Origin of the sequence: Bacillus sp. AL-1R, from assembly GCF_052180195.1 — a bacterium.
In the GTDB taxonomy this organism is placed as follows: domain Bacteria; phylum Bacillota; class Bacilli; order Bacillales; family Bacillaceae_G; genus Gottfriedia.
In genome coordinates, this window is sequence record NZ_CP197469.1 from 3,539,959 (window position 1) to 3,562,378 (window position 22,420).

Consider the following 22,420-nt stretch of genomic DNA (forward strand, 5'->3'; position numbering starts at 1 on the left):
TAGTAATTTTATAAAAGTGTGTCGATATCGATTTCTTCAACTTTTGTTGAAGATTGATTTCGGATCATTTCGTTCTCAAAAATGATTGATTCTCTATTAACTACCGCTTCATTAATTAATTCTGTAAAATCAAAACGACTCTCATAACGAGCTACTTTGTCTCGTTTTGGTTTTGTCGTTGGATTAGCTGGAGTAAAAATTGTACAGCAATCCTCATAAGGTCTAATACTGATATCATACGTATCAATTTTTTTAGCGATATCCATGATTTCTAATTTATCCATAGCTAATAATGGTCTTAAAACTGGATAATTAGTTACTTCATTGATTGTATGCATACTTTCCAATGTTTGGCTAGCCACTTGTCCTAAGCTTTCACCAGTTGCTAATGCAAGTGCTTTTCGATCAACAGAAACTTGCTCAGCAATTTTAAGCATAACGCGTCTCATGATTGTCATTGTGTAACTTGCAGGCATTTCTTTATGAATTGCTTTTTGAATTTCAGTAAATGGAATAACATGCAAAGTCACTCGTTTACAATATCGAGTAAGTTTACTTGCTAAATCAATTACTTTTTGTTTTGCACGATCACTCGTAAATGGAGGGCTTTCAAAATGAATCGCTTCGATTGACACGCCTCGTTTTAACAACATATACGCAGCTACTGGACTATCGATTCCACCAGATAGTAATAACATAACTTTTCCGCCAACTCCAACTGGATAGCCACCTGCACCAAATTCTTCACCACATGTAATATAAGTAGCATCATCACGTACTTCTACTCGGACAGCTACATCTGGATTATGAACATCTACAGTTAAATGCTCTGTATTTTGTAATATATACCCACCTAGTTCGCGATTTAACTGCGGCGTATTTAATGGGAATTGTTTATAACTACGTTGTACGTTTACTTTAAACGTTTTTACGCTATCACCAAGCTCGTTAATAGCTTCAAGTGCACCTTCTTTCATTGCTTCCAATTCAGTATCAACTTTTCTAGCAAAACTAAACGTATGAATTCCGAAAACTTCTTTTAAGTTGGCAGCAACCTTCTCATGGTCTTCACCATTTAATTTTATATACATACGATCGCGCGTCGCAGTGATTTTAATTTTTTCAAAAGCTTTTAATCTATTTCGAACATTTTCTCTTAATATACTTGTAAATCGACCTCGATTTTTTCCTTTTGTCGTCATTTCTCCATAACGAATTAAAATATATTCTACATTCATGCTGTTACCCCATTACTTTATATAAATTTTTAATTACTTCTTTAATAATTTTATTAAACTGCTCTACTTCACTCATTGTATTTTCATAAGAAAGACTGATTCTGACAGCACTACTTGCTACTTTTTCACTCTTGCCCATACTTTGTAATACGCGGCTTATTTCAAAGGTTTTAGAAGAACATGCTGATTTTGTAGAAATAAAAACATTTTCTTCTGATAGAGCATGGACAATTACCTCAGGCTTTAATCCTATAAATGAAATATTTATTATATGAGGAGCAAAATCTGAACGTGGTGAGTTCAACACAGCGAAGTCAATCTTTTCTAATTGTGAAATGAGTTTATTTCTCATATTATACAGGTGATCACCCATTGTTTTTTGTTTTTCCAGCGTGATTCTTAACGCTTTAGCCATCGAAACAATTCCTGCTAGATTTTCCGTTCCTGAACGAATCTCTCTTTCTTGTGAACCACCTGTCAATAAAGATGATAATGTTACACCATCTCTAATATATAAAATCCCAGTTCCTTTTACACTATGAAATTTATGACCTGAAATTGTTAATAAATCAATTGCAGCTTGTTTAATATTTAACGGTACTTTTCCTATCCCTTGAACAGCGTCAACATGGAAATATACTTTTGGATATTCCGTTAATAATCGCCCGATTTCGGCAATTGGTTGAATTGCTCCTGTTTCATTATTTACATGGATGACAGAAACTAATATCGTATCATCTCTTAAGGCATTTTTTAATTCATCAACAGAAATAAACCCATCTTCATTTGGAGATAAGTAAGTAACTTCAAATCCTAAATCCTCTAATTGTTTATAAGCTTCATAAATTGACGGATGTTCAATCTCAGTCGTAATTAAATGCTTCCCTCTTGAACGATGCATCATGGCCGTTCCTTTTATTGCTAAATTATTTCCCTCTGTTCCACCTGATGTAAAGATAATCTCTGATGGTTGAACTGATAAAAGATCTGCAATTTGGTTTCTAGCTTTTGAGAGTAATTGCTCAGAGCGTCCACCTAGCTTATGAATCGAACTAGGATTTCCAAAAAACTGGTCAGAAACAGTAATATATGTGTCTAATACTTCTTTATAAGGTTTAGTAGTTGCACTATTATCAAAATAAATCATATTTTTTTTCGTACCTCCATCTTGCTTGAGTCCATTTTTCATTATATCTGAAAACAGACGAAACCCCTAAGATTTACATCTATAGGGGTAGTGTGTACTATTGTTCATTTAGTATTTCTTGTAATTTATCGATTGCACCAGGTTCAATTTTTTCAATTGAAACAGCAGCTTCTTCTAGAGCTTCATTATATTGAAATTCTCTAAATAATTGTTCCGCCTTATCCATTGACATGGCCATTTGTACATTTTTACTTCTATAGCGATTTCCATATTGTATTACTTTTTCTACGAAATATCCTTGTTCAATCATATATTTTGTATCGTTATAGCAAGTATGTACAGCAGTTGCTGCTTTTTCTAGTAAAAATGATACATGTGTCATTTTTAATGGCTTTTTCTCTAATTCCAAATAAACAATTTGCATACTTTCTTGTGCATCTTGTATTTGTTTCATAGAAGCTACGGGCATACCAGGTAAATTAGAAATTTGAACAAGACGTTTGACCTCTAACATTAATCGCTTCATTTCAATTAATTGATCACGAGCTTGTAATTCATCTTTTCGAAGTGCTTTTAACATCTCAACATACATCGAATGAGATTGTTTCACATCTTCCATTTGTTTTTTTAGTAAATCTAATTCTTCTCTTATTACAGAAAATGCAAGATCTTGTTCTGCTACACGAATCTGCAATAATTCAAAGCGTTTTGTAATGATACTTACTTGCTTTTCAACCATTTTTTGAGCTTGAGTATCTTCATCACTTAATTCATAAATTTGCTGAACTAATTGAGTCTCTTCTTTTGTTTTTAAATTATCTTCTCGAATACTTTGTATTTCTTCCTGCGAAGTCCATATTTCTTTCTCAACTACAAATTTACTCTCTACTTCTTTTTCTAATAAATCATAGATTGAATCGACTTTTGCTTTCACAAATTCAAGCTTGTCATTTGCTTCTGTGATTTCTAGTTTTTTAATTAATTCAACACATTCGATACATATTTTAGAACATTCGATTGTTTCATTTTCTAATGTTTCAAAATCAAGCACATATCCTTCTGCTTTCATTTGCTTTAAACCATCAGTTAAATTATGTATTTGCGAGGGCATTGTAGTAGAAGATTCAATATATAAATCCGGTATGATTTGCATATTTGCTTTAAGTACATGAACCTGATCAGCAATTTCTTTTACTAAGCCTCTTGCCTCTAAATAGTTTCCTTTTTCAGTTGTTTCATTAAATAATTGGACTTGTTGTTTGATTTCATCCATCTTTTGTTCCAACTGGGTTTCAGAAATTGAATATAAATGTCGATGAGTTAATAAAAGCTTTCTTTGCTCAAGATACTCTTGATTTAACATTTCAATATCCGAATTATTTTGTTCTTCACTACCTACTAAGTCGCTTACCTCATTTAGAATTTTATCGATGCTTGATTCCGCTTCACTTAGGCTATTCCCTATTTCAGTAATCCCTGCTTTAGCTTTCATGAAATGATATTTATTAATTGCTTCATCTATTTCTGTGATGGAATCAGTTACTTTCGGTAAAAAAGTTGTAACTAGTTCATCCCAATCGGTTCTCCATTGATCAAAAAGCTCTTCCGTTTGGCCAGTCATATTTAAGCCCTTTAGCTTTGAAAGTTCATCCGTAACGGGCTTGCTCATTAACTGCATTCTCCATGCTTCAAGTTCATCGAGTTTTTTGTATAAACGTTGTCGAATTGTTAAGGCTACAATCATTAATGCGATAACAATAGCTATTACGACTAAAATTACATAGAATGTCATTGTCATTTTCTCTGATGTACCTCCCCTTTACTGCTATCTGAATCTATTTATTTGTACGTTATTTTTTGAAATAATAATATACCCTTTATTTAGGTCATAGTTAATAATAACATGATACAGTTGATTTTTGGCTTAATTTTTTCAATTTTTTCATATTTTTATCAAACTATAATCATTACTGTAAAAGCTTGTAGAAATTTCAGATTTTTAAACAACAAAAAACGCCTTTTTCATTGAAAAAGGCGAACTTTTAGGATGAAAGTTCTATTCGACTGACAAGACTCTCATCTATATCGATTAGAGATTCAATCCACTTCTCTACATACTCTTTATATCTTTCAAAAAAATACAGATCATTTTGCTGAATATACAATACTTCATTTAGGTAGCCCGGAAATAAGTAAGGTGTTGAAAGGAATGATTTTAACTGGACGAAAAAGACAGAAAATGGCATTGTTAGTTTCGGATTAGTAATACGAATAGCATCATAAATTTTAGTAAAAGTATAACGTTCTCTTGCTAAATAGGTCATCATAATTTCACGAATGAAAACAGAGTCGATTGTCAACTCTCTGTAAAAAATCGAAGCATATTCCTTTTTTAATAAATAATAATTAAGTACTTCGTCAACAAGGTTTATTAATATTAAATTTGCGTTTTTATCATACAATGACGAACAATGTTTATCTAAAATTTCAACGTATCCTTCTAAAAAATCTACGATAATGTGTTCAAGTAAACCTTGTTTACCTTTGAAGTAATATGAGATCGTCGCGATATTTACATTTGCTTTTTTAGAAATATCTCTAACAGAGGTACCATGATATCCATTAATTTTAAATAACGTAAGCGCTGTCTCGATGACTTTCTTCTTTGTTGCAAGTTTATCTTGCTCCATACTCGTCACCCTCTTTTACTACATCAATTCTTTTATTAATTAGCGAAATGATGATAATTTCCTCTACAAATCGCTCGACAAAATTACCAGTATTCTTCCGAAATATGCTATGATATTTCACATAAAATAGGGAAAGGGGTCTACAAATGTTTCAAAAAGTCGAATATTCAGGTACGAAAGAACAACAATATAATACGTTAACAGCTCAAGTTAAGGCTTTAATTGATGGTGAACACAACCTAATTGCTAATTTAGCAAATACATCTGCCTTATTAAATCAGTTTTTGGACCGAATAAATTGGGTAGGATTTTATTTAAAAGATGGAAATCGTGATGAATTAGTATTAGGTCCATTTGTAGGTCTTCCTGCTTGTGTACGTATTCCATACGGCAAGGGAGTTTGCGGTACATCTGCCCAAACAAAAACAGTTCAAAGAATCGATAATGTTCACGAATTCCCTGGCCATATCGCTTGTGACGCTGCATCTAATTCAGAAATTGTTATTCCATTAGTGCATAACGATGAAGTGATCGGAGTATTAGATATCGATAGTCCAGAATTCAATCGTTTTGATGAAGTGGATCAAAAATATCTTCAAGCAATCGTAAATTTAATTGAAGAGACTATTAGATAAGAAAATTTTATTTAAAAAGGAATCCTATCGTGGATTTCTTCTTTTTTATAAAAAGGTCAAAAGAAAACTGTCCTTGACTATTTTATACTATCTAGTTATAATATTATTTGTGTAAAATAACGCAGCGTTGTAAGCACAGGCTTGATATTTATTTTGTTCCTCTACTTAACTCTAAGAGGTGTCATCGCGTAACTCTGGCTGCTGGAGCGAGGATACATGAAAGCAAAATAAACAAACTGGGGCTACACGAACGTTTTTATTTTACTCCAAAATAAAAACTAAAGGAGGAGACAATCAATGTCTCGTTATACAGGATCTACTTGGAAATTATCTCGCCGTTTAGGCATTTCATTAAGCGGAACAGGTAAAGAATTAGAAAAACGCCCTTATGCACCAGGTCAACACGGACCTAACCAACGTAAAAAGTTATCAGAATACGGTTTACAATTAACTGAAAAACAAAAATTACGTCACATGTACGGTGTTAATGAGCGTCAATTCCGTCGCACTTTTGATATCGCTGGCAAATTAACTGGTAAACATGGTGAAAACTTCATGATCTTATTAGAAACTCGTTTAGACAACGTAGTTTACCGTATGGGTCTTGCTCGTACTCGTCGTGCTGCTCGTCAATTAGTTAACCACGGTCACATCTTAGTAGATGGCAAACGTGTAGACATCCCTTCTTTCCGTGTGAAAGTTGGCCAAACTATCAGCTTACGTGAAAAATCACAAAACTTAGCTGTAGTAAAAGAAGCTGTTGAAGTTAACAACTTTGTACCTGAGTACATCACTTTCAACGCTGACAAATTAGAAGGTACTTTCAACCGCTTACCAGAGCGTTCTGAATTACCAGCTGAAATCAACGAAGCTCTTATCGTTGAATTCTACAACCGTTAATCATATCGCTTCTTAGAAAGCGATGAAAAACCACAATCAAATTTGATTGTGGTTTTTTTATTATTTTATACAACAAAAAAAAGCCCTCGACTTTACTCGAAGGGCTACTTATGCGGAAATGAGAGGTGTATTAAAATAACCTTTTCTATTATTTTAATTTCACTACCGCTAAGTCATGTTGCATTGCATTATTACCTTCTTGTGGATCAAATGCAATGTCACTAAGTCCAAATACATTTACTACAACATCGCGATCTTTTGGGTGGAGAATTCTTATTTCATAAGCGAATAGATTTACTGGCAGTTGTAAGGATCTAAATGTTCTATATTGATTTGGTGCAATTGATATAGTAGATGGGTCAGCCATAGGAAGAATCACTGGTGAACCACTGGACCAGTCAAACATTAAAACACTCACAGAACGAACATCATCCGGGTCAACATTAAGTGCTTCAACTGTTAAAAATTGAGTACTAGAATGTCTTCTTAATACGCCAGTTGATAAAAATTTTGCCATCAATGTCACTCCTTTCATATTATTTGGACAAGCAATCCATAATAATATAAAATGTTTCATACAGAAAAAATGAAACGGACATTGGTACAATTTATATTATAGTTTTTATAAAAATGATAGATTACCCATCATTTTTATAGTTGTTTATAGTAAATAGCTTTTAAAATAGATAAACATTCTCTAAAGTACGCTGTCGGTATGATTACTTTTGGTGTTTTTGCAGGTAGACCAACTACATTTAACCCTTGTTTTTTAGCCAATTTTAAAGATCTAAATAAATGATAATCATTCGAAACAACGATTCCTTGAGCTTGATCGTTATGAATGAGTTTTTTAGAGAATTTCATATTCTCGTATGTATTTGTTGATAAATCTTCTTTAATGATTCGACTTTCTTCAATTCCTAATTTGATCAATTCTCTTTTCATACATTCAGCTTCCGATATCAATTCATCGTTACCTTTTCCACCTGAGACAATGATTAATGCACTTTTATGATTCTTAGCATATTTAGCTGCAGTTTCAATTCGATAACGTAGAGCTCTTGTAGGCTTATCCTTTTTTAAACCAGCACCTAACACAATAACATAATCGGCGTCTTTAGGTACTTTATGCTGATATTGCAAAATACTATTTACACCGATAAAAACGATACAGAATACATAACTTAGTATCCCAATAATAATTGTATATGTAATTATTTTAAAAAAGCTCATTACTTTTATCCCCTTAAATAAAATTACTTTAACTATCATTTTATCGAATAATTATGTATAGTTCACTAAATTTTGGAATATTCCACAAATATTTAATATTATTCCTTAAGTTACACTGCAAATAAAAAATCCCCTATACAAAAGAAATGGATTTCCTTTCTTCCGTATAAGGGATTGATACAACATTTATTATCTAGGATACTTTTCGCCCATAGGATTATGTTGATCCTTCGAAAGTCTCTTTTGATGTGCTTTCGTTTTTGCATCTACATGATTTGCATCACTAGGACGATTTTTCTTTGAACCACCTGCTGCATGACTCATTTTTTTCCCTCCATTAACCAGTTCGTACAAAAACTAGTTTACGTAGAAACAATTTGTTTATGCGGCATTTCTTGAACTTCCATCTTTATTTTCAACTTCTAGTCCTTTACCGAATAAAGCGGCTAACATACTGAATAATGGTGTAATAAATAATACGAATGAAAACGGTAAGTAATCAATAACAGGTACTCCTAAGGTGGAGGCAAAAAACGCTCCGCTTACACTCCAAGGAATAATTGGATTAAAAAGGGTTCCCCCATCTTCTAATGCACGTGATAAATTTTTAAGCGGTATATTTTTTTTAATAAATACATCCTTTAATAATTGCCCAGGAAGTAGAATTGAAAGGTATTGCTCTCCAGTTAAAAGATTTACCCCCATAGCTGATAATGTACTTGCAATCACAATACTTCCTTTACGTTTCAAATTAAATAGCGATTGAATTAATGTCTCAAATACTCGAAGCTCTTGTAATAATCCACCTAAAGCAAGGGCAATGAAAATTAATGACACAGACCACATCATCGATTGTAATCCTCCCCGGTTAACAATCGAATTAAGCATTTCATTTCCTGTATCCATTTGGAATCCATTTTGTAATGTTGTAAACACTTTTGCAAGCGTAATATCCTTTTGAATAAAAAATGCTAAAACTAACGAACTAACAATACCAGCCGACATCGTTGGTAAAGTAGAAAAACCTTTAAATGCCATAATGAAAACAATTAAACATGGGATTAGTAACAAAGGATTCACTTCAAAACTAGATGATATTGCTTTTTTCATTTCTGTAACTTGCGCCATATCTGTATTTCCATGACCCATACCAATGATTAAGAATAAAATAACTGTCACAATTAATGCTGGAATTGTTGTATATGCCATGTGTCGAATATGTTCATTAACCTTTATACCTAAAATACTTGGAACAAAATTCGTTGTATCCGATATTGGTGACATCTTATCACCAAAACACGCACCACTAATGATCGCGCCTGCTGCAATTGCTGGTGGAATCCCCATAATATGAGCGATTCCCATTAACGCTACGCCAACTGTAGCAATTGTTGTGAAAGTACTACCCGTAAAACTAGCAACTATGATCGTAATAAAAATTGCACTGATTGCAAACCACTTAGCAGAAAGAACAGAAATTCCGTAAAATAATAATGTAGGAACTGTACCACTTAGCATCCAAGAGCCAATTAATAGGCCAATCATCATTAAAATTAATGTCGGGGACAATCCATTCTGAATCCCCTTCTTCATCCCATTTTCAATCTGTTCCCATTTAAACCCTTTAAATAATCCAAATACCGCTAAACAAACAACACATAAAAGAAGCGGAATTTGAGGATCTGATTTCAAAACAACTAGACAACTAGACATAATAACTGTAAACAGTGCAATTAACGCACCTAATTCCATATTTTTCATTTTAATACTCTCCCTTATTTATATTTCCATATATACATGTTCACGATGTTTTACGAATCCGAGTTTTTCATAAAAGCTTCTTGCATTTTTATTATCGATCCAGTAATCTAGCTCAATTCTAGATAGATTATTCTCGCGAGCAAACGAAGCAATTTTATGGATTAAGAATGAACCGTATCCTTTATTTCTTTTTTCTTCATTAATACTTATTTGATGAATATACCCTAGCCGAAAAGCTTTTTTAATCGGTCCTTCAGGTATATTTTTTATTTCAATCCAAGCATATCCAACCAATTCGTCAATATCTTTTACTATGAAAAAATAATGCCCCGGTTTCTCAACTACACTCTTAAAAAACTCAGTTATCTCATCCAGATTGTGAACCTTAAAAAAATCCGGAAACAATTCTGCATGTAAATTTTGAACACCCTCATTAAGTTTTGCCAATATTCGGTAATCTTTCGTTGCAACAATCTCCATGTTTTTACACCCTTTCAAAAAAAGACAATAAAAAATCGAGGAGTCCCTATTAAAAATAGGGACGACCTCGATCGCGTTACCACCCTAGTTATAAGAAACAATACTATTACTAGTAAAATTCCTTATCACTCGAATCTGTAACGTAGATTTACGTTCTTCCCTCCATTAGTCCAACTAACTTCGAAAAGAAAACTCCCGAAATGTAATTCATTTGATTGTGTAGACGAGTTTTCACCAACCACTCGCTCTCTGGACTACTTCCAACCAAACTACTGCTTTTTCGTTCACTGTTTGTTCGATATTATAATGTAACCAAGTGGTATTTCTTCTTACCACGACGGATAATAATAAATTGTTCTTCGATTGCATCTTGTTTAGTTAACACTTTTGCAACGTCTTGTATACGATCTCCATTTACATATACCGCACCGTTTTGTACATCTTCACGTGCTTGACGTTTTGATGGAGAAATTTTTGCTTCAACTAATAAGTCGACTAACCCTTTTTCCGCTTCACTTAAATTAAATGAAGGTACATCTTTAAAACCTTGTTTAATTTCAGCAGCTGTTAATTCTTTTACAGATCCACTAAATAGTGCTTCTGTAATTTTAATTGCTTGATCAAGTGCCTCTTCACCGTGAACAAGTTTTGTTACTTCAGCGGCTAATGCTTTTTGAGCAACACGTTGTTCTGGTGCTTCATTAAATTGTTTCTCAAGCTCTAAAATTTCCTCTTTCGTTAAGAAAGTAAAGTATTTCAAGTATTTAACTACATCACGGTCATCTGTATTAATCCAGAATTGGTAGAATTCGTATGGAGTTGTTTTTTCAGGATCTAACCAAACTGCTCCACCTTCTGTTTTACCAAATTTAGAACCATCAGCTTTTGTTACTAAAGGTACTGTAAGTCCGAAAGCTTTCGAATCTTCTTCTGTCTTACGGATTAATTCCATACCAGCTGTAATATTACCCCATTGGTCACTACCACCAATTTGTAATTTACAATTATGGTCTTGGTATAATTTTAAGAAATCATATGATTGTAAAATCATGTAACTGAACTCAGTAAATGAAATACCTGCTTCTAATCGAGATGCAACTGAGTCTTTAGCTAGCATGTAGTTTAATCCGAAGTTTTTACCGATATCACGTAAGAATGTAATAACATCTAATTCGCCAGTCCAATCAAAGTTATTCACTACTTTAGCAGCATTGTCACCTTCGAAGCTTAAAAATGGTAATAGTTGAGTACGAATTCGTTCACTGAACATTTTTACTGTATCAGCAGTATTTAACGTACGTTCTGCCTTTTTACCACTCGGGTCACCGATCATTCCAGTTGCGCCACCTACTACACCGATAGGTTTATGACCTGCAACTTGAAATCTCTTTAACATTAACACTGGTAACAAGTGACCGATGTGCAAGCTATCACCAGTTGGGTCAAAACCACAATATAATGAAACTGATTCTTCGCTTAATAATTTTTGTAGACCTTCTTCATCTGTCATTTGATTAATTAATCCACGAAATTCTAAATCTTGTAAGATATTTTCCATTTTTAGCCCACCCCTTTTATGATCTATACGTCATTTAAACAAAACAAAAAGTCCCTACTGTTAAACAGTAGGGACGAATAATTATAATCGCGGTACCACCCTAGTTGTAGTTAATAAAACTAACTACCTCTCTTACAATTAACGGTTGTTAACCGTTCTAATCCTAATTTGCACTAAACAAATTTCGAAAAAGAATGCTCCAGGGTGTAATTCATGTCAATGACTGTGCTAATTCTCACCAACCATTAGCTCTCTGATCCAATACCATTCACACTACTAAGCCTTTCAACGCTCACTATTAAAATGTTATGAAACATTTATATCATAAATAAAACGATTAAGTCAAATAGATAATTAAACTTTTATTAAATTTATTTAAATTATCATTCAATATTTGAATATAAATGATTTATATCAAATAATATGGTTAAATATTAATACTAACATCTTAAAAATACATATTTTGGAAATGGAGTGTTTTTCTTGAAGAATAAAGGAATATGGATTGCTTTAACTATTGTAGTCGTTCTAATCTTTATGGGTGTCGGAAGCTATAATAGCTTTGTAACTCAAGAAGAAAATGTCACAAATAAAATGTCTCAAGTTGATAACCAACTAAAGCGTCGTTCAGATTTAATACCAAACTTAGTAAATACAGTAAAAGGATATGCTACACAAGAGAAAGATGTGATTGCTTCAGTAACAGATGCACGAGCAAAATTAGCTGGTGCTCAAACGACTGCTGATAAAAGTAAAGCCGATGCAGAATTATCTGGAGCGCTAAGCCGTCTTTTAGTTGTCGTAGAAAACTATCCTGATTTAAAATCAAATCAAAATTTCCAAGCATTAATGGATAGCCTAGAAGGAACTGAAAATCGACTTGCGATTGCTCGTAAAGATTATAATGATGCAGTAACTGTTTATAATCAAAAAATCAAAAAATTCCCGGGTGTACTAGTAGCGGGACCTTTTGGATTCGAGAAGAAAGATTACTTTGAAGTATCTGAAAAAGATCAAGCTACACCTGAGGTTGACTTTAGTGGCGATGGTAATAAATGAGAAAATTTCTCTCATCGATATTCCTAATAGGATTTCTTTTTTCATTTGCTACTGGAGCAAATGCCGAAATTAAAATACCTTCTCAAGTAGGAGACATTTATGTACAAGATTATGCAAATGTTCTTAACAGAGAAGATACGCAAACGCTAATTCAATTAGGTAGAAAATTGGAAGACACTACGACTGCTCAACTTGCGGTATTAACAATCCCAAGTTTGGAAGGAAATGATATTAAAGAATATGCTAATACAGCATTTCGAAAATATGGCTTAGGTAATAAAGAGAAAAATAATGGTGTTCTTTTGTTATATGCTAAAAAAGACAGACAAATAAGAATCGAAGTAGGATACGGTTTAGAAGGGGTTGTAACAGATATTAGATCTGGTAACATTCTGGACCAAAGTGCGATCCCATATTTGAAAAAAGGTGAAGAATCCCTTGCAATAACAAACACCTATAAATCACTTTATAATGTTATTTTAAATGGCTCTGAACAAACCAGTCATTCTAAAACAAGTCATTTATGGGACAATTTAAAAGTATTCATCATCATAGCGATTGTGATTGGGATCATCATCATTGATATGATGTTCTTCAATGGTGTACTTACTTATTTCATTTTGAATTTATTACCTGCACTATTAAACTCCTCGGGCGGTGGTGGCCCAAGAGGTGGCGGTGGGGGAAGCTCTGGCGGCGGCGGCTCCGATCGAAAATTTTAGAAAAACAAAAAACCATTGGAACTTTTTCCAATGGTTTTTTGTTAATATTAATCTTCCATCGTTGATAAATCACCTGTTGGAAGGTCTAACTCCCATGCTTTTAATACTCTTCGCATAATTTTTCCGCTTCGAGTTTTTGGTAATTTATCACGGAATTCGATTTGTCTAGGTGCTGCATGAGCTGCTAGTCCTAGTTTTACAAAGTTACGGATTTCTTCCTTCAATTCATCTGAAGCAACATAACCGTCTCTTAATGCAACAAATGCTTTAATAATTTCACCTCTTACAGGATCTGGTATACCGATTACACCAGCTTCTGCAATCGCAGGATGCTCGACAAGCTTACTTTCTACTTCAAATGGACCTACTCTCTCACCTGACGTCATAATGACATCGTCTACTCGACCTTGGAACCAGAAATATCCATCCTCATCCATATAAGCTGAATCACCTGAAACATACCATTCATCATTTAAGAAATATGATTGGAATTTTGCTTCATTATTCCAAATCGTATGCATCATCGATGGCCAACCCTTTTTAATCGCTAAATTTCCCATCGTATATGGAGCAACTTCATTTCCGTTATTATCAACAATAGCTGCCTGGATTCCAGGGAATGGTTTGCCCATTGAACCTGGGCGAATTGGCATACATGGATAGTTACAAATTAATGAAGCTCCTGTTTCAGTCATCCACCAATTATCATGGATTCTTAAATTAAATACTTTTGCTCCCCAACGAACTACCTCTGGATTTAAAGGCTCACCAACACTTAAAATATGTCGAAGTGAACTTAAATCATACTTCTTAATGATCTCTTCTCCTGAACCCATAAGCATACGGAATGCAGTCGGAGCACTGTACCAAACCGTTACACCAAATTCTTGAATTGTTTCATACCAAGCATCAGGACTGAAACGACCTCCTAATATCACATTAGAAGCACCATTTAACCAAGGTCCAAAAATACCATAAGAAGTACCAGTTACCCAACCTGGATCCGCTGTACACCAATATACATCATCTTTTTGAAGATCTGTCACCCATTTACCAGTTTGATAGTGTTGGATCATCGCCTGTTGAACATGAAGAACTCCTTTTGGTTTTCCAGTAGACCCTGAAGTATAATGTAAAATTAAACCATCATGACGATTTAACCATGTAATCTCAAAATCTGTTTTCGCTTCTTTATAATGAGCTTTAAAATCTACAAACTTACCGCCTTCCTCAACGTCATCACCTATTAGGAAGATTGTTTTTAATGCAGGTAAATCATTAACCGGAACACGTGATAATAATGCTGGCGTAGTGACTAATACTTTTGCCTCACTATCCTCTAAACGATCCTTCACAGCACCTTCCATAAATGCCTCGAATAAAGGTCCAACAATAGCTCCTAATTTTAAAGCTCCTAAAAGCGCAAAATACAATTCTGGTTGACGAGGCATGAAAATAAATACTCGATCACCTTTTTCAACGTCACCAAATTGTTTTAGAACATTTGCAGCCTTATTTGAATTAATTTTCATTTCTTCAAACGTATATTTTTCATTTCTCTTATCATCTTTGTAGTACAACGCAACTTTATCTTTTCGATCAGAATTTGCATGACGATCTATAGCTTCAAAAGCCACATTATACTTTTGTGTTGTATACCAAGAAAACTCTTTTTCTACATCTTCCCACTTAAAATTTTTATAAGTTTCCTCATAGTTTTTTAAATTAAATTGTCCATTTTTTACAGGAAGCGCTTCCACCTTCATATAAATCCCTCCTTGATCTTCTCTACTATCATTATACAATGATAAGATTCAATTTTCAGTATTTTTAATAAATTGACCATTTATATGTATTAGACACATACTGTTTTTTTTCCTGTATGTCTTTTTTGCATTTTTTAGTATGATTAATAAAAAAGGTGTTTTCTAAAGGGAGTGAGCAATATTGGATCACCCAAAAAAATATTTTTCAAAAACAATCCAAACTGTGCATGGTGAATTAATTATAGAGGGACCAGTTGAATCTGCCTTACTTGAAACATATCAATTTCATGAAAACTTAACATCTTTTAGACCACCAGCACAACAACATAAAGCAATTGTTGAAATTGCTAGTCTACCTGAAGCTAGAATTATTATTGCTAGACTTGATCGAACAATAGTAGGTTACGTAACTTATTTATATCCAGACCCACTTGAAAGATGGTCAAAAACAACGCTAGAAAATTTAATCGAGCTTGGCGCAATTGAAGTGATACCTGAGTTCAGAGGATTTTCAGTTGCTAAAAACATGCTAATCCTCTCCATGCTTGATGATGCAATGGAAGACTATATCATTATCACAACTGAGTATTATTGGCATTGGGATTTGAAAGGTACTGGTTTAAATGTATGGGAATATCGAAAGATGATGGAAAAGATGATGAATGCCGGTGGACTCATCCAATTTGCAACGGATGATCCGGAAATCTGTTCTCACCCAGCAAACTGTTTAATGGTAAGAATGGGAAAACGAGTTACAAATGAGCAAATTCAAGCATTTGACGCACTACGCTTTTTACAAAGATATATGTACTAATTGAACTTTAATCTCGAAAGGTAGGATTCAAAATTATGCTTATTCAAGATATTATGCGCAGTTCAAACATTACTTTTAAAAAAGAAAATACAATTGGTGAAGCAGTAACCATTTTTCGAGCGGGTGATGTTCGACATATTCCAATCATTAATGAAAATGATCAAGTAGTTGGAATCATTTCTGATCGAGATGTACGCGACGCTTTACCTTCAACATTATTTCCACAAGCATTTTCATCTGTACTTGAAGTTCCTGTTGAAAAAATTATGACGACGAATGTCATAACTTGCAGTCCACTTGACTTTGTTGAAGAAGTTGCAACTTATTTCTATCAATATAAAATAGGCTGTTTACCTGTCGTATCTAGCGGAAAATTAATAGGACTTGTGACTGAAATTGATGTATTGCACACTCTAGTAACTTTAACAGGAGCTTATCAACCTAGCTCCCAAATTGAAATCTTAGTCCATGATCATCCAGGCATTTTAAGTGACGTTGTTAGTGTATTTTCAAAAGAAAACATTAATATTGTAAGTGTCCTTGTATACCCTGCAAAAGAAGTAGATCAAAAAGTTCTTGTATTTAGAATTCAAACGATGAATCCACTGACGATCATTCAAACTTTAAAAACTGAAGGATATAAGATTCTTTGGCCAAATGAAACGAGTGAATCATGATGAAAAAGGATGCATACTTAGTATATAGCGAAGAATACCATGCCTATCAATTCAACGAAAAGCATCCATTTAATCCGATTCGCTCTCAATTAGTTTATGAACTATTAAAAGCTAGTAATCTATTAAATGTTACTGATATTATTCCACCAAGATTAGCAACTGATGAGGAACTACTCCTTTTTCATGATTTACAATTTATCGAACAAGTTAAAAAAGCAAGTCGTGAACCAGTTAGTGCAAATATCGCTGAACAATTTGGACTTGGAACGGAAGATACACCTATTTTTAAAAATATGCACGAGGCCAGTTCTTTAATTGTCGGTGGCACCTTAACAGCAGTAGATGCCGTTTTAGAAGGAAAATCAAATCATGCTTTTAATTTAGGTGGTGGGCTACATCACGGTTTTAAACGAAAAGCCTCTGGTTTTTGTGTTTATAATGACTGTGCAATCGCCATAAAATATATTCAACAGAAGTATGGTTTAAAGGTGTTATATGTAGATACGGACGCACACCATGGAGATGGAGTACAGTGGGCATTTTATGATGATCCGACTGTTTGTACACTCTCAATCCATGAAACTGGTAGATATCTATTTCCAGGGACAGGTGCTGTAACCGAAAGAGGACAAGGTAAAGGTTTTGGCTACTCATTTAATATTCCAATTGATGCGTTCACCGAGGATGAATCATTTCTATTAAGCTATAAAAAAGCAATAAACGATATAGCTCAATATTTCAAACCAGATGTCATCCTCACCCAAAATGGCTCTGATTCGCATTGTTATGATCCTTTAACACATCTTTGTACGACAATGAAAACATTTGAGGAAATCCCAAAAATTGCACACGAAATCGCTCATAAATATTGCGATGGCAAATGGATTGCTGTAGCTGGAGGAGGATACGATTACTGGAGAGTAGTACCAAGAGCTTGGTCACAAGTATGGCTAGCTATGACAAATCAACAACCAAATTCAAACCTAATACCGGATAGCTGGCTAGAGAAATGGCAGAAAATTGCTAATGTTAAGTTACCTACAACTTGGACAGACAACCCGTCAATCGTAAAGCCAATCCCAAGAAAAAGAGAAATAGAAGAATACAATGAACAAGTCTTATACCGCGCACTTGAGCCACTACATATTCAACAAAAGAAGCCTTTTATTTAATACTACACGCCGTCTTTAGAGGTTATCTGGACGGCTATTTTTTTGTGTAGATATTTGATGATTAATTAGTAAAATTCCCGCATAAAAACAAAAAAGCCTAGAATTACTAAAATTCTAAGCTACTTTGATCATTTACTTTGTTGATTGTCTAATTTGAAGATGATGCGGAAGAATGACTGTATTGTCTTCCACTGTCTCTTTATTCATATACTTCGTTAATAATCGCATTGCTACTGCACCAATATCATACATTGGTTGAGCAACAGATGTTAATTTTGGACGCACCATTAATGCCAATCTTGTATTATCAAATCCAAAAACCTCAAGATTATTCGGTACTAAGATTCCATGGTCTTGAGCACTGTGGATTACACCAATCGCCATTTCATCAGATGCTACAAAAATAGCGCTAGGAATAATATTACGTTCATGGAAAGCTTCAAAAGCTTCACTTCCAGATTCATATGTATTATCACCATAAGTTACTAACTCTTCATCGAACTCAATTCCATTTTCTTGTAAAGCTCGTTTATATCCTTCTAACTTACTTAATCCGATAATATTCGTTTCAGTAGGACCGTTTACGAATGCTACCTTTTGATGGCCTTTTTTAATTAAATAATCTACTGCATCAAATGCTGCCTGAGCATAATCGATATTTACGGAAGGGATTTTATTTTCTTCATCGTATGTAGTTGCTAATACGATTGGAACACCAGCCTTTTCGTACTCTTCTTTATGAATATCCGTAATTGTCCCACCAATAAATAAAATTCCGTCAACTTGTTTTGCTAACATATTATTTATTAAAGTAATTTCTTTCTCAACATTCTCATCCGAGTTACTTAAAATAATATTATATTTATACATTGTAGCAATATCTTCAATACCACGTGCTAATTCTGCATAAAAAGTATTTGAAATGTCTGGAATAATTACTCCAACTGTAGTTGTTTTTTTACTTGCTAGCCCTCTTGCTACTGCATTTGGTCTATATCCTAAACGGCTGATCGCTTCGTTTACTTTTTTTCGTGTAGTTGGCTTAACATTTGGATTACCATTAACTACTCGTGAAACTGTAGCCATGGAAACGTTTGCCTCACGTGCTACATCATAAATCGTAACCGTCATTATCATCACTCCTCTATTTTATTCTATCTATTATGTAGTTTGTTTTTTATTTAGTTAAAATAGTCATAAAACGTAATATTCCACAAAAATAGTGCTTCATTCTATCTTATAGTGAAACGAATCTTCGTTCAATACACCTATTTGAAAAAAATGTAAAAAATATGTAGTTTATTACTATCTATTGCTAATTTAAAACAAATGTTCACAAATTATTCAAAAAGCGCCGACTGATTTTGTTCAGCCAGCGCTTTTATGTTGATTATCGATTTATGAACGAATTAACTTCAGACATAAATTGGTCAAATTGATCAAAGTTCATTTGCTGAGATGAGTCACTTAAAGCAGTAGCTGGATCCGGATGAACCTCTGCCATAATTCCATCCGCTCCAATTGCTAACCCTGCTTTTGCTGCAGGTATTAGTAAGTCTCTTCTACCTGTTGAATGTGTAACATCCACTAATACTGGTAAATGTGTTTCTTGTTTTAAAATTGGAACAGCTGTTATATCTAATGTATTTCTCGTAGCTTTTTCATAAGTTCTTATGCCACGTTCACATAAAATGATTTCTTGATTGCCTTCTGACATAATGTATTCAGCTGCATAAATGAATTCTTCGATTGTCGCTGCTAAACCTCTTTTTAATAAAATTGGTTTATTAACAGAACCTGCTGCTTTTAGTAATTCAAAGTTCTGCATATTTCTTGCGCCGATTTGAATGATATCAACATAATCTAGTGCCATTTCAATATGTTCTGGACTTACTATTTCACTAATAATTGCCAAGCCATGGTTTTTGGCAACTTCTTTTAAAATCTTTAAGCCTTCTTCACCTAGTCCTTGGAAGTCATATGGAGAAGTACGTGGTTTAAATGCACCACCACGCATAATTTTTACTCCTTGCTCCTTTAACACTTTCGCTACAGAATCAACTTGTTCATAGCTTTCAACTGCACATGGACCTGCAATAATAATTGGGCTTCCATCACCAATATTAACACCATTTACATGTACGACTGTGTTTTCTGATTTTCTTTTTCTTGAAACAAGGAGAACTTTTTTATCGTCTTCTTCTTGAAGCTCTAAGCTACTTTTAAAAATTTCTTTAAAAATATGTTGAAGAGTAGCCGTACTAAAAGGACCTTCATTAATTTCAGCAATATGATCTAGCATCTTACGTTCCCTAACCGGATCATAACGTTTAACACCTTGATCAATTTTTGCTACCCCAATTTTCTTAGCGATTTCGCCTCTTTTATTTAATAACTCAAATATTTGATGATTTATCTCGTCTATTTCAATTCTAAGTTGTTCTAAATCATTTTTAGTCAATTAAAATCCTCCTTGCAAATACCAATATCTCATTTGTTATTATGACATTTTATTGAAAGCTAATCAAAACATGAGCATTATTTTATAAAAATGTTTTTTTAGTGAATATTTTGTATTCTTATTGGGAATTTTTGTTGTGAAACGAAATAATAAGAAGAGTTAGCAAAGTAACCCTTCTTTTTAAGATCAATTAGAAGTACATCCTTCTTCTACTCTATCTAACCATTCATTAATCAGTGAGTTGAAAAGATTTTCTTGTTCTATTTGAAGATTATGGCCAGCTTTATCTAAAATTGCAAATGTTGATCTTGGAAAATTTTCAAGAATAGTAAATGCGTCTTTATATCCTACGACCGAATCTTGTAATCCCAATAAAAATAGACTAGGTTCGTTAAACTTAATTTTATCTATTTCAAATGAAAATCCGTAGTTATTTTTAATTTTAGATAAAAATTCTTGATCAGCGATTGAACATCCGCTTACAATTTCATCCTTATAACGAACCCAAGTTTTCTCATTTAAAATGACATGATTTGACCTAAAATCAGTTTCTTCAATCTCATTTAATTGATTTAAAAAAGTTTTATCTTCAACTATTACGTTATGACTTGGTAACGACCTTTTCTCAAATTGTGGAATAATCATCGGGCAAATAAATGCAGCACCTTTGACTTTTTCAGATCGTTTAGCAATAATTCCTCTTGCTAAATATCCCCCGTAAGATTCCCCAACTAATAAAAATGATTGATCCGGTATGATTGCATCAATAAATTTTAAGACGATATTAAGCATATCATCAGTCGTATTAATGCTCGTTCCGCCCTTTGTTTTACCCATACCTGGGAGGTCAAAGTAAATCCTTTTATAGGCGTCTTTCTTAGTAAAAATCGGTTCCATGCAACCTTTCATTAACCTAGAGTCTGGAGTAAACCCATGAATCATAACGATTGGTTTTCCTTCTCCAATTATTTCATATTTTATGTCAACATTATTTAAAGTACAAAAAGGCATTTAATTAACCTCCAATTTTCAAATCTAATCATTTTTATTTGAAGTGATATTTATATGATGAGGCAAAACAGCATGGACACCCTTAACATGGTTAACAATTTGAGTGATCCTCAAATCAACGCAAACACTAGCTAAAGCAACCGCCTCTGTTTTTTCAATATCATATAACTCTTGTATTAACTCGACCATGCCATTTAAAGCAATTTCAGTGGCTAGATTTAAATCTTCATCAAAACCAAAAGTTAGCCATCCTACTGGTGTATTAGCACGTGGCATATTAATCTGCATGTCCTCTCTTATTGTAAGTGCTAGATTCACTTTATCAAAAGGGGATTCAATCGCTTGACCGGATACTTCCCCATCTCCTTGAGCAGCGTGTCCATCACCAGCTGAAAAAAGCGCTCCTTCAACGGCTATAGGTAAATACAATGTACTACCTTCTACTAACTCCTTACAATCGATATTTCCCCCACAATATCTCGGTGGAATAGTCGAATGAACACCAGATTCAGAAGGCGCTGTACCTAGGACTCCTAAAAACGGTACTAAAGGTACGGAAACTTCCTTATCCCTGATTTTAGTCTTCGCTGTATTGTTTTTCTCATTGATTAGCCAATTTAATGTCACTTCTAGTTCTTCTGAAATGCCTAATGCGTTATTTTGCCAATTCTTTTGACCACCTGCACAATTCCAACCGTACCAACCAGCTTTTAATTCGTTAATTTTAACTTCAAGCGTCATCCCCGGTTTAGCGCCTTCTACAAAAATTGGACCAATCATAGGATGGCCCCATTCTTTTTCCTTTTCCCTTGACACAAACCTTACTCTTTCTCCATTTTTATGCGAATAACCCCATCCGATATCAATCGTATCAAATTCAATCGAATCACCAGAACGAATGATTTGAATAGGTTCATATTCGTTACTAAAAGATGCATGCAAATGCTGATCTGATGTTTTAAATTTATATGTTTCTGGCATATTTACTCCTTCTTTCAACGCTCAAATTCTGTATGTAAAATGATATAACCATAATTAATTTCTGCATATAAGTTCATATCCCTTGTTTTAATTTGATAATTTCATTACTTTTTTC

22 protein-coding genes and 2 other annotated features are annotated in these 22,420 nt (G+C 33.6%); of the genes, 7 read left to right on the forward strand and 15 right to left on the reverse strand.

The features are described from left to right. Nucleotides 1-8: 8 nt before the first annotated feature. The 4 genes from thiI to refZ form a co-directional block, all read right to left on the reverse strand. Nucleotides 9-1,238, reverse strand: coding sequence for a tRNA uracil 4-sulfurtransferase ThiI (gene thiI, locus ACSBO6_RS17005; RefSeq protein WP_098847658.1), 1,230 nt, complete (start codon nucleotides 1,236-1,238; stop codon nucleotides 9-11). Between the two features lie 4 nt (nucleotides 1,239-1,242). After that, nucleotides 1,243-2,385, reverse strand: a complete 1,143-nt coding sequence (locus ACSBO6_RS17010) for a cysteine desulfurase family protein (RefSeq protein ID WP_098847823.1) — start codon at nucleotides 2,383-2,385, stop codon at nucleotides 1,243-1,245. Between the two features lie 97 nt (nucleotides 2,386-2,482). Next, nucleotides 2,483-4,183: a septation ring formation regulator EzrA gene (gene ezrA, locus ACSBO6_RS17015; protein ID WP_498843709.1), complete on the reverse strand. Its 1,701-nt coding sequence runs from the start codon at nucleotides 4,181-4,183 to the stop codon at nucleotides 2,483-2,485. A 244-nt stretch (nucleotides 4,184-4,427) separates the two neighbouring features. Beyond that, nucleotides 4,428-5,075: a forespore capture DNA-binding protein RefZ gene (gene refZ / locus ACSBO6_RS17020; protein ID WP_098847654.1), complete on the reverse strand. Its 648-nt coding sequence runs from the start codon at nucleotides 5,073-5,075 to the stop codon at nucleotides 4,428-4,430. Between the two features lie 146 nt (nucleotides 5,076-5,221). Here refZ and ACSBO6_RS17025 point away from each other — a divergent pair, with 146 nt between their 5' ends. Continuing rightward, nucleotides 5,222-5,710 carry a free L-methionine (R)-S-oxide reductase MsrC gene (locus tag ACSBO6_RS17025; protein WP_098847651.1) on the forward strand — a complete coding sequence of 163 codons (489 nt, stop codon included), beginning with the start codon at nucleotides 5,222-5,224 and terminating at the stop codon, nucleotides 5,708-5,710. 297 nt (nucleotides 5,711-6,007) lie between these two features. Further along, entirely contained in the window at nucleotides 6,008-6,610 is a 603-nt protein-coding gene (gene rpsD, locus ACSBO6_RS17030; RefSeq protein WP_098847648.1) for a 30S ribosomal protein S4, read from the forward strand. 148 nt (nucleotides 6,611-6,758) lie between these two features. Here rpsD and ACSBO6_RS17035 read toward each other — a convergent pair whose 3' ends face one another. The 6 genes from ACSBO6_RS17035 to tyrS form a co-directional block, all read right to left on the reverse strand. Continuing rightward, nucleotides 6,759-7,127, reverse strand: coding sequence for a hypothetical protein (locus ACSBO6_RS17035; RefSeq protein ID WP_286138435.1), 369 nt, complete (start codon nucleotides 7,125-7,127; stop codon nucleotides 6,759-6,761). 134 nt (nucleotides 7,128-7,261) lie between these two features. Continuing rightward, entirely contained in the window at nucleotides 7,262-7,843 is a 582-nt protein-coding gene (locus ACSBO6_RS17040; protein WP_098847642.1) for a YdcF family protein, read from the reverse strand. A gap of 189 nt (nucleotides 7,844-8,032) precedes the next feature. Beyond that, nucleotides 8,033-8,167: a hypothetical protein gene (locus tag ACSBO6_RS17045; RefSeq protein ID WP_088013475.1), complete on the reverse strand. Its 135-nt coding sequence runs from the start codon at nucleotides 8,165-8,167 to the stop codon at nucleotides 8,033-8,035. Between the two features lie 57 nt (nucleotides 8,168-8,224). After that, nucleotides 8,225-9,604, reverse strand: coding sequence for a Na+/H+ antiporter NhaC (gene nhaC / locus ACSBO6_RS17050; RefSeq protein ID WP_498843710.1), 1,380 nt, complete (start codon nucleotides 9,602-9,604; stop codon nucleotides 8,225-8,227). An 18-nt stretch (nucleotides 9,605-9,622) separates the two neighbouring features. Further along, complete coding sequence (locus tag ACSBO6_RS17055; RefSeq protein ID WP_098847636.1) at nucleotides 9,623-10,084, reverse strand: GNAT family N-acetyltransferase; 462 nt, start codon at nucleotides 10,082-10,084, stop codon at nucleotides 9,623-9,625. A 54-nt stretch (nucleotides 10,085-10,138) separates the two neighbouring features. Then, nucleotides 10,139-10,381 (reverse strand) — a binding site (T-box leader). A 4-nt stretch (nucleotides 10,382-10,385) separates the two neighbouring features. After that, nucleotides 10,386-11,642: a tyrosine--tRNA ligase gene (gene tyrS / locus ACSBO6_RS17060; protein WP_098847633.1), complete on the reverse strand. Its 1,257-nt coding sequence runs from the start codon at nucleotides 11,640-11,642 to the stop codon at nucleotides 10,386-10,388. 66 nt (nucleotides 11,643-11,708) lie between these two features. Beyond that, nucleotides 11,709-11,940, reverse strand: a binding site (T-box leader). Between the two features lie 185 nt (nucleotides 11,941-12,125). On the opposite strand from tyrS, the gene ACSBO6_RS17065 reads away from it, so the two are divergent. After that, complete coding sequence (locus ACSBO6_RS17065; RefSeq protein WP_098847630.1) at nucleotides 12,126-12,701, forward strand: LemA family protein; 576 nt, start codon at nucleotides 12,126-12,128, stop codon at nucleotides 12,699-12,701. Further along, nucleotides 12,698-13,423: a TPM domain-containing protein gene (locus ACSBO6_RS17070; RefSeq protein WP_098847627.1), complete on the forward strand. Its 726-nt coding sequence runs from the start codon at nucleotides 12,698-12,700 to the stop codon at nucleotides 13,421-13,423. The genes ACSBO6_RS17065 and ACSBO6_RS17070 overlap by 4 nt, the downstream gene beginning before the upstream one ends. A 47-nt stretch (nucleotides 13,424-13,470) precedes the next feature. On the opposite strand, the gene acsA is transcribed toward ACSBO6_RS17070, so the two are convergent. Next, nucleotides 13,471-15,189: an acetate--CoA ligase gene (acsA, locus tag ACSBO6_RS17075; RefSeq protein ID WP_098847624.1), complete on the reverse strand. Its 1,719-nt coding sequence runs from the start codon at nucleotides 15,187-15,189 to the stop codon at nucleotides 13,471-13,473. Between the two features lie 181 nt (nucleotides 15,190-15,370). Between acsA and ACSBO6_RS17080 the strand changes: the two genes are divergently transcribed. The 3 genes from ACSBO6_RS17080 to ACSBO6_RS17090 are packed head-to-tail and all read left to right on the forward strand — an operon-like array spanning nucleotide 15,371 to nucleotide 17,852. Further along, nucleotides 15,371-16,003, forward strand: coding sequence for a GNAT family N-acetyltransferase (locus ACSBO6_RS17080; RefSeq protein ID WP_098847622.1), 633 nt, complete (start codon nucleotides 15,371-15,373; stop codon nucleotides 16,001-16,003). A 35-nt stretch (nucleotides 16,004-16,038) separates the two neighbouring features. Next, complete coding sequence (locus ACSBO6_RS17085) at nucleotides 16,039-16,680, forward strand: acetoin utilization AcuB family protein (RefSeq protein WP_098847619.1); 642 nt, start codon at nucleotides 16,039-16,041, stop codon at nucleotides 16,678-16,680. After that, complete coding sequence (locus tag ACSBO6_RS17090) at nucleotides 16,680-17,852, forward strand: acetoin utilization protein AcuC (protein WP_098847616.1); 1,173 nt, start codon at nucleotides 16,680-16,682, stop codon at nucleotides 17,850-17,852. The genes ACSBO6_RS17085 and ACSBO6_RS17090 overlap by 1 nt, the downstream gene beginning before the upstream one ends. A 132-nt stretch (nucleotides 17,853-17,984) precedes the next feature. Here ACSBO6_RS17090 and ccpA read toward each other — a convergent pair whose 3' ends face one another. The 4 genes from ccpA to ACSBO6_RS17110 all read right to left on the reverse strand — a co-directional run bounded on the left by ccpA (nucleotide 17,985) and on the right by ACSBO6_RS17110 (nucleotide 22,305). Further along, entirely contained in the window at nucleotides 17,985-18,983 is a 999-nt protein-coding gene (ccpA, locus tag ACSBO6_RS17095) for a catabolite control protein A (RefSeq protein ID WP_098847613.1), read from the reverse strand. Nucleotides 18,984-19,242: 259 nt separating this feature from the next. After that, on the reverse strand, nucleotides 19,243-20,313 hold the full coding sequence (locus ACSBO6_RS17100; RefSeq protein WP_098847610.1) for a bifunctional 3-deoxy-7-phosphoheptulonate synthase/chorismate mutase: 1,071 nt from the start codon (nucleotides 20,311-20,313) through the stop codon (nucleotides 19,243-19,245). A gap of 186 nt (nucleotides 20,314-20,499) precedes the next feature. After that, nucleotides 20,500-21,324, reverse strand: coding sequence for an alpha/beta fold hydrolase (locus ACSBO6_RS17105; RefSeq protein WP_098847608.1), 825 nt, complete (start codon nucleotides 21,322-21,324; stop codon nucleotides 20,500-20,502). A gap of 24 nt (nucleotides 21,325-21,348) precedes the next feature. After that, nucleotides 21,349-22,305 carry an acetamidase/formamidase family protein gene (locus ACSBO6_RS17110; RefSeq protein WP_098847605.1) on the reverse strand — a complete coding sequence of 319 codons (957 nt, stop codon included), beginning with the start codon at nucleotides 22,303-22,305 and terminating at the stop codon, nucleotides 21,349-21,351. Nucleotides 22,306-22,420 lie beyond the last annotated feature (115 nt).

Bases quoted from the DNA above. Each gene is read 5' to 3' on its own strand.
- thiI (WP_098847658.1), bottom strand. From the start codon at position 1,238: ATGAATGTAGAATATATTTTAATTCGTTATGGAGAAATGACGACAAAA.
- ACSBO6_RS17010 (WP_098847823.1), bottom strand. From the start codon at position 2,385: ATGATTTATTTTGATAATAGTGCAACTACTAAACCTTATAAAGAAGTA.
- ezrA (WP_498843709.1), bottom strand. From the start codon at position 4,183: ATGACAATGACATTCTATGTAATTTTAGTCGTAATAGCTATTGTTATC.
- refZ (WP_098847654.1), bottom strand. From the start codon at position 5,075: ATGGAGCAAGATAAACTTGCAACAAAGAAGAAAGTCATCGAGACAGCG.
- ACSBO6_RS17025 (WP_098847651.1), top strand. From the start codon at position 5,222: ATGTTTCAAAAAGTCGAATATTCAGGTACGAAAGAACAACAATATAAT.
- rpsD (WP_098847648.1), top strand. From the start codon at position 6,008: ATGTCTCGTTATACAGGATCTACTTGGAAATTATCTCGCCGTTTAGGC.
- ACSBO6_RS17035 (WP_286138435.1), bottom strand. From the start codon at position 7,127: ATGGCAAAATTTTTATCAACTGGCGTATTAAGAAGACATTCTAGTACT.
- ACSBO6_RS17040 (WP_098847642.1), bottom strand. From the start codon at position 7,843: ATGAGCTTTTTTAAAATAATTACATATACAATTATTATTGGGATACTA.
- ACSBO6_RS17045 (WP_088013475.1), bottom strand. From the start codon at position 8,167: ATGAGTCATGCAGCAGGTGGTTCAAAGAAAAATCGTCCTAGTGATGCA.
- nhaC (WP_498843710.1), bottom strand. From the start codon at position 9,604: ATGAAAAATATGGAATTAGGTGCGTTAATTGCACTGTTTACAGTTATT.
- ACSBO6_RS17055 (WP_098847636.1), bottom strand. From the start codon at position 10,084: ATGGAGATTGTTGCAACGAAAGATTACCGAATATTGGCAAAACTTAAT.
- tyrS (WP_098847633.1), bottom strand. From the start codon at position 11,642: ATGGAAAATATCTTACAAGATTTAGAATTTCGTGGATTAATTAATCAA.
- ACSBO6_RS17070 (WP_098847627.1), top strand. From the start codon at position 12,698: ATGAGAAAATTTCTCTCATCGATATTCCTAATAGGATTTCTTTTTTCA.
- acsA (WP_098847624.1), bottom strand. From the start codon at position 15,189: ATGAAGGTGGAAGCGCTTCCTGTAAAAAATGGACAATTTAATTTAAAA.
- ACSBO6_RS17085 (WP_098847619.1), top strand. From the start codon at position 16,039: ATGCTTATTCAAGATATTATGCGCAGTTCAAACATTACTTTTAAAAAA.
- ACSBO6_RS17090 (WP_098847616.1), top strand. From the start codon at position 16,680: ATGAAAAAGGATGCATACTTAGTATATAGCGAAGAATACCATGCCTAT.
- ccpA (WP_098847613.1), bottom strand. From the start codon at position 18,983: ATGACGGTTACGATTTATGATGTAGCACGTGAGGCAAACGTTTCCATG.
- ACSBO6_RS17105 (WP_098847608.1), bottom strand. From the start codon at position 21,324: ATGCCTTTTTGTACTTTAAATAATGTTGACATAAAATATGAAATAATT.
- ACSBO6_RS17110 (WP_098847605.1), bottom strand. From the start codon at position 22,305: ATGCCAGAAACATATAAATTTAAAACATCAGATCAGCATTTGCATGCA.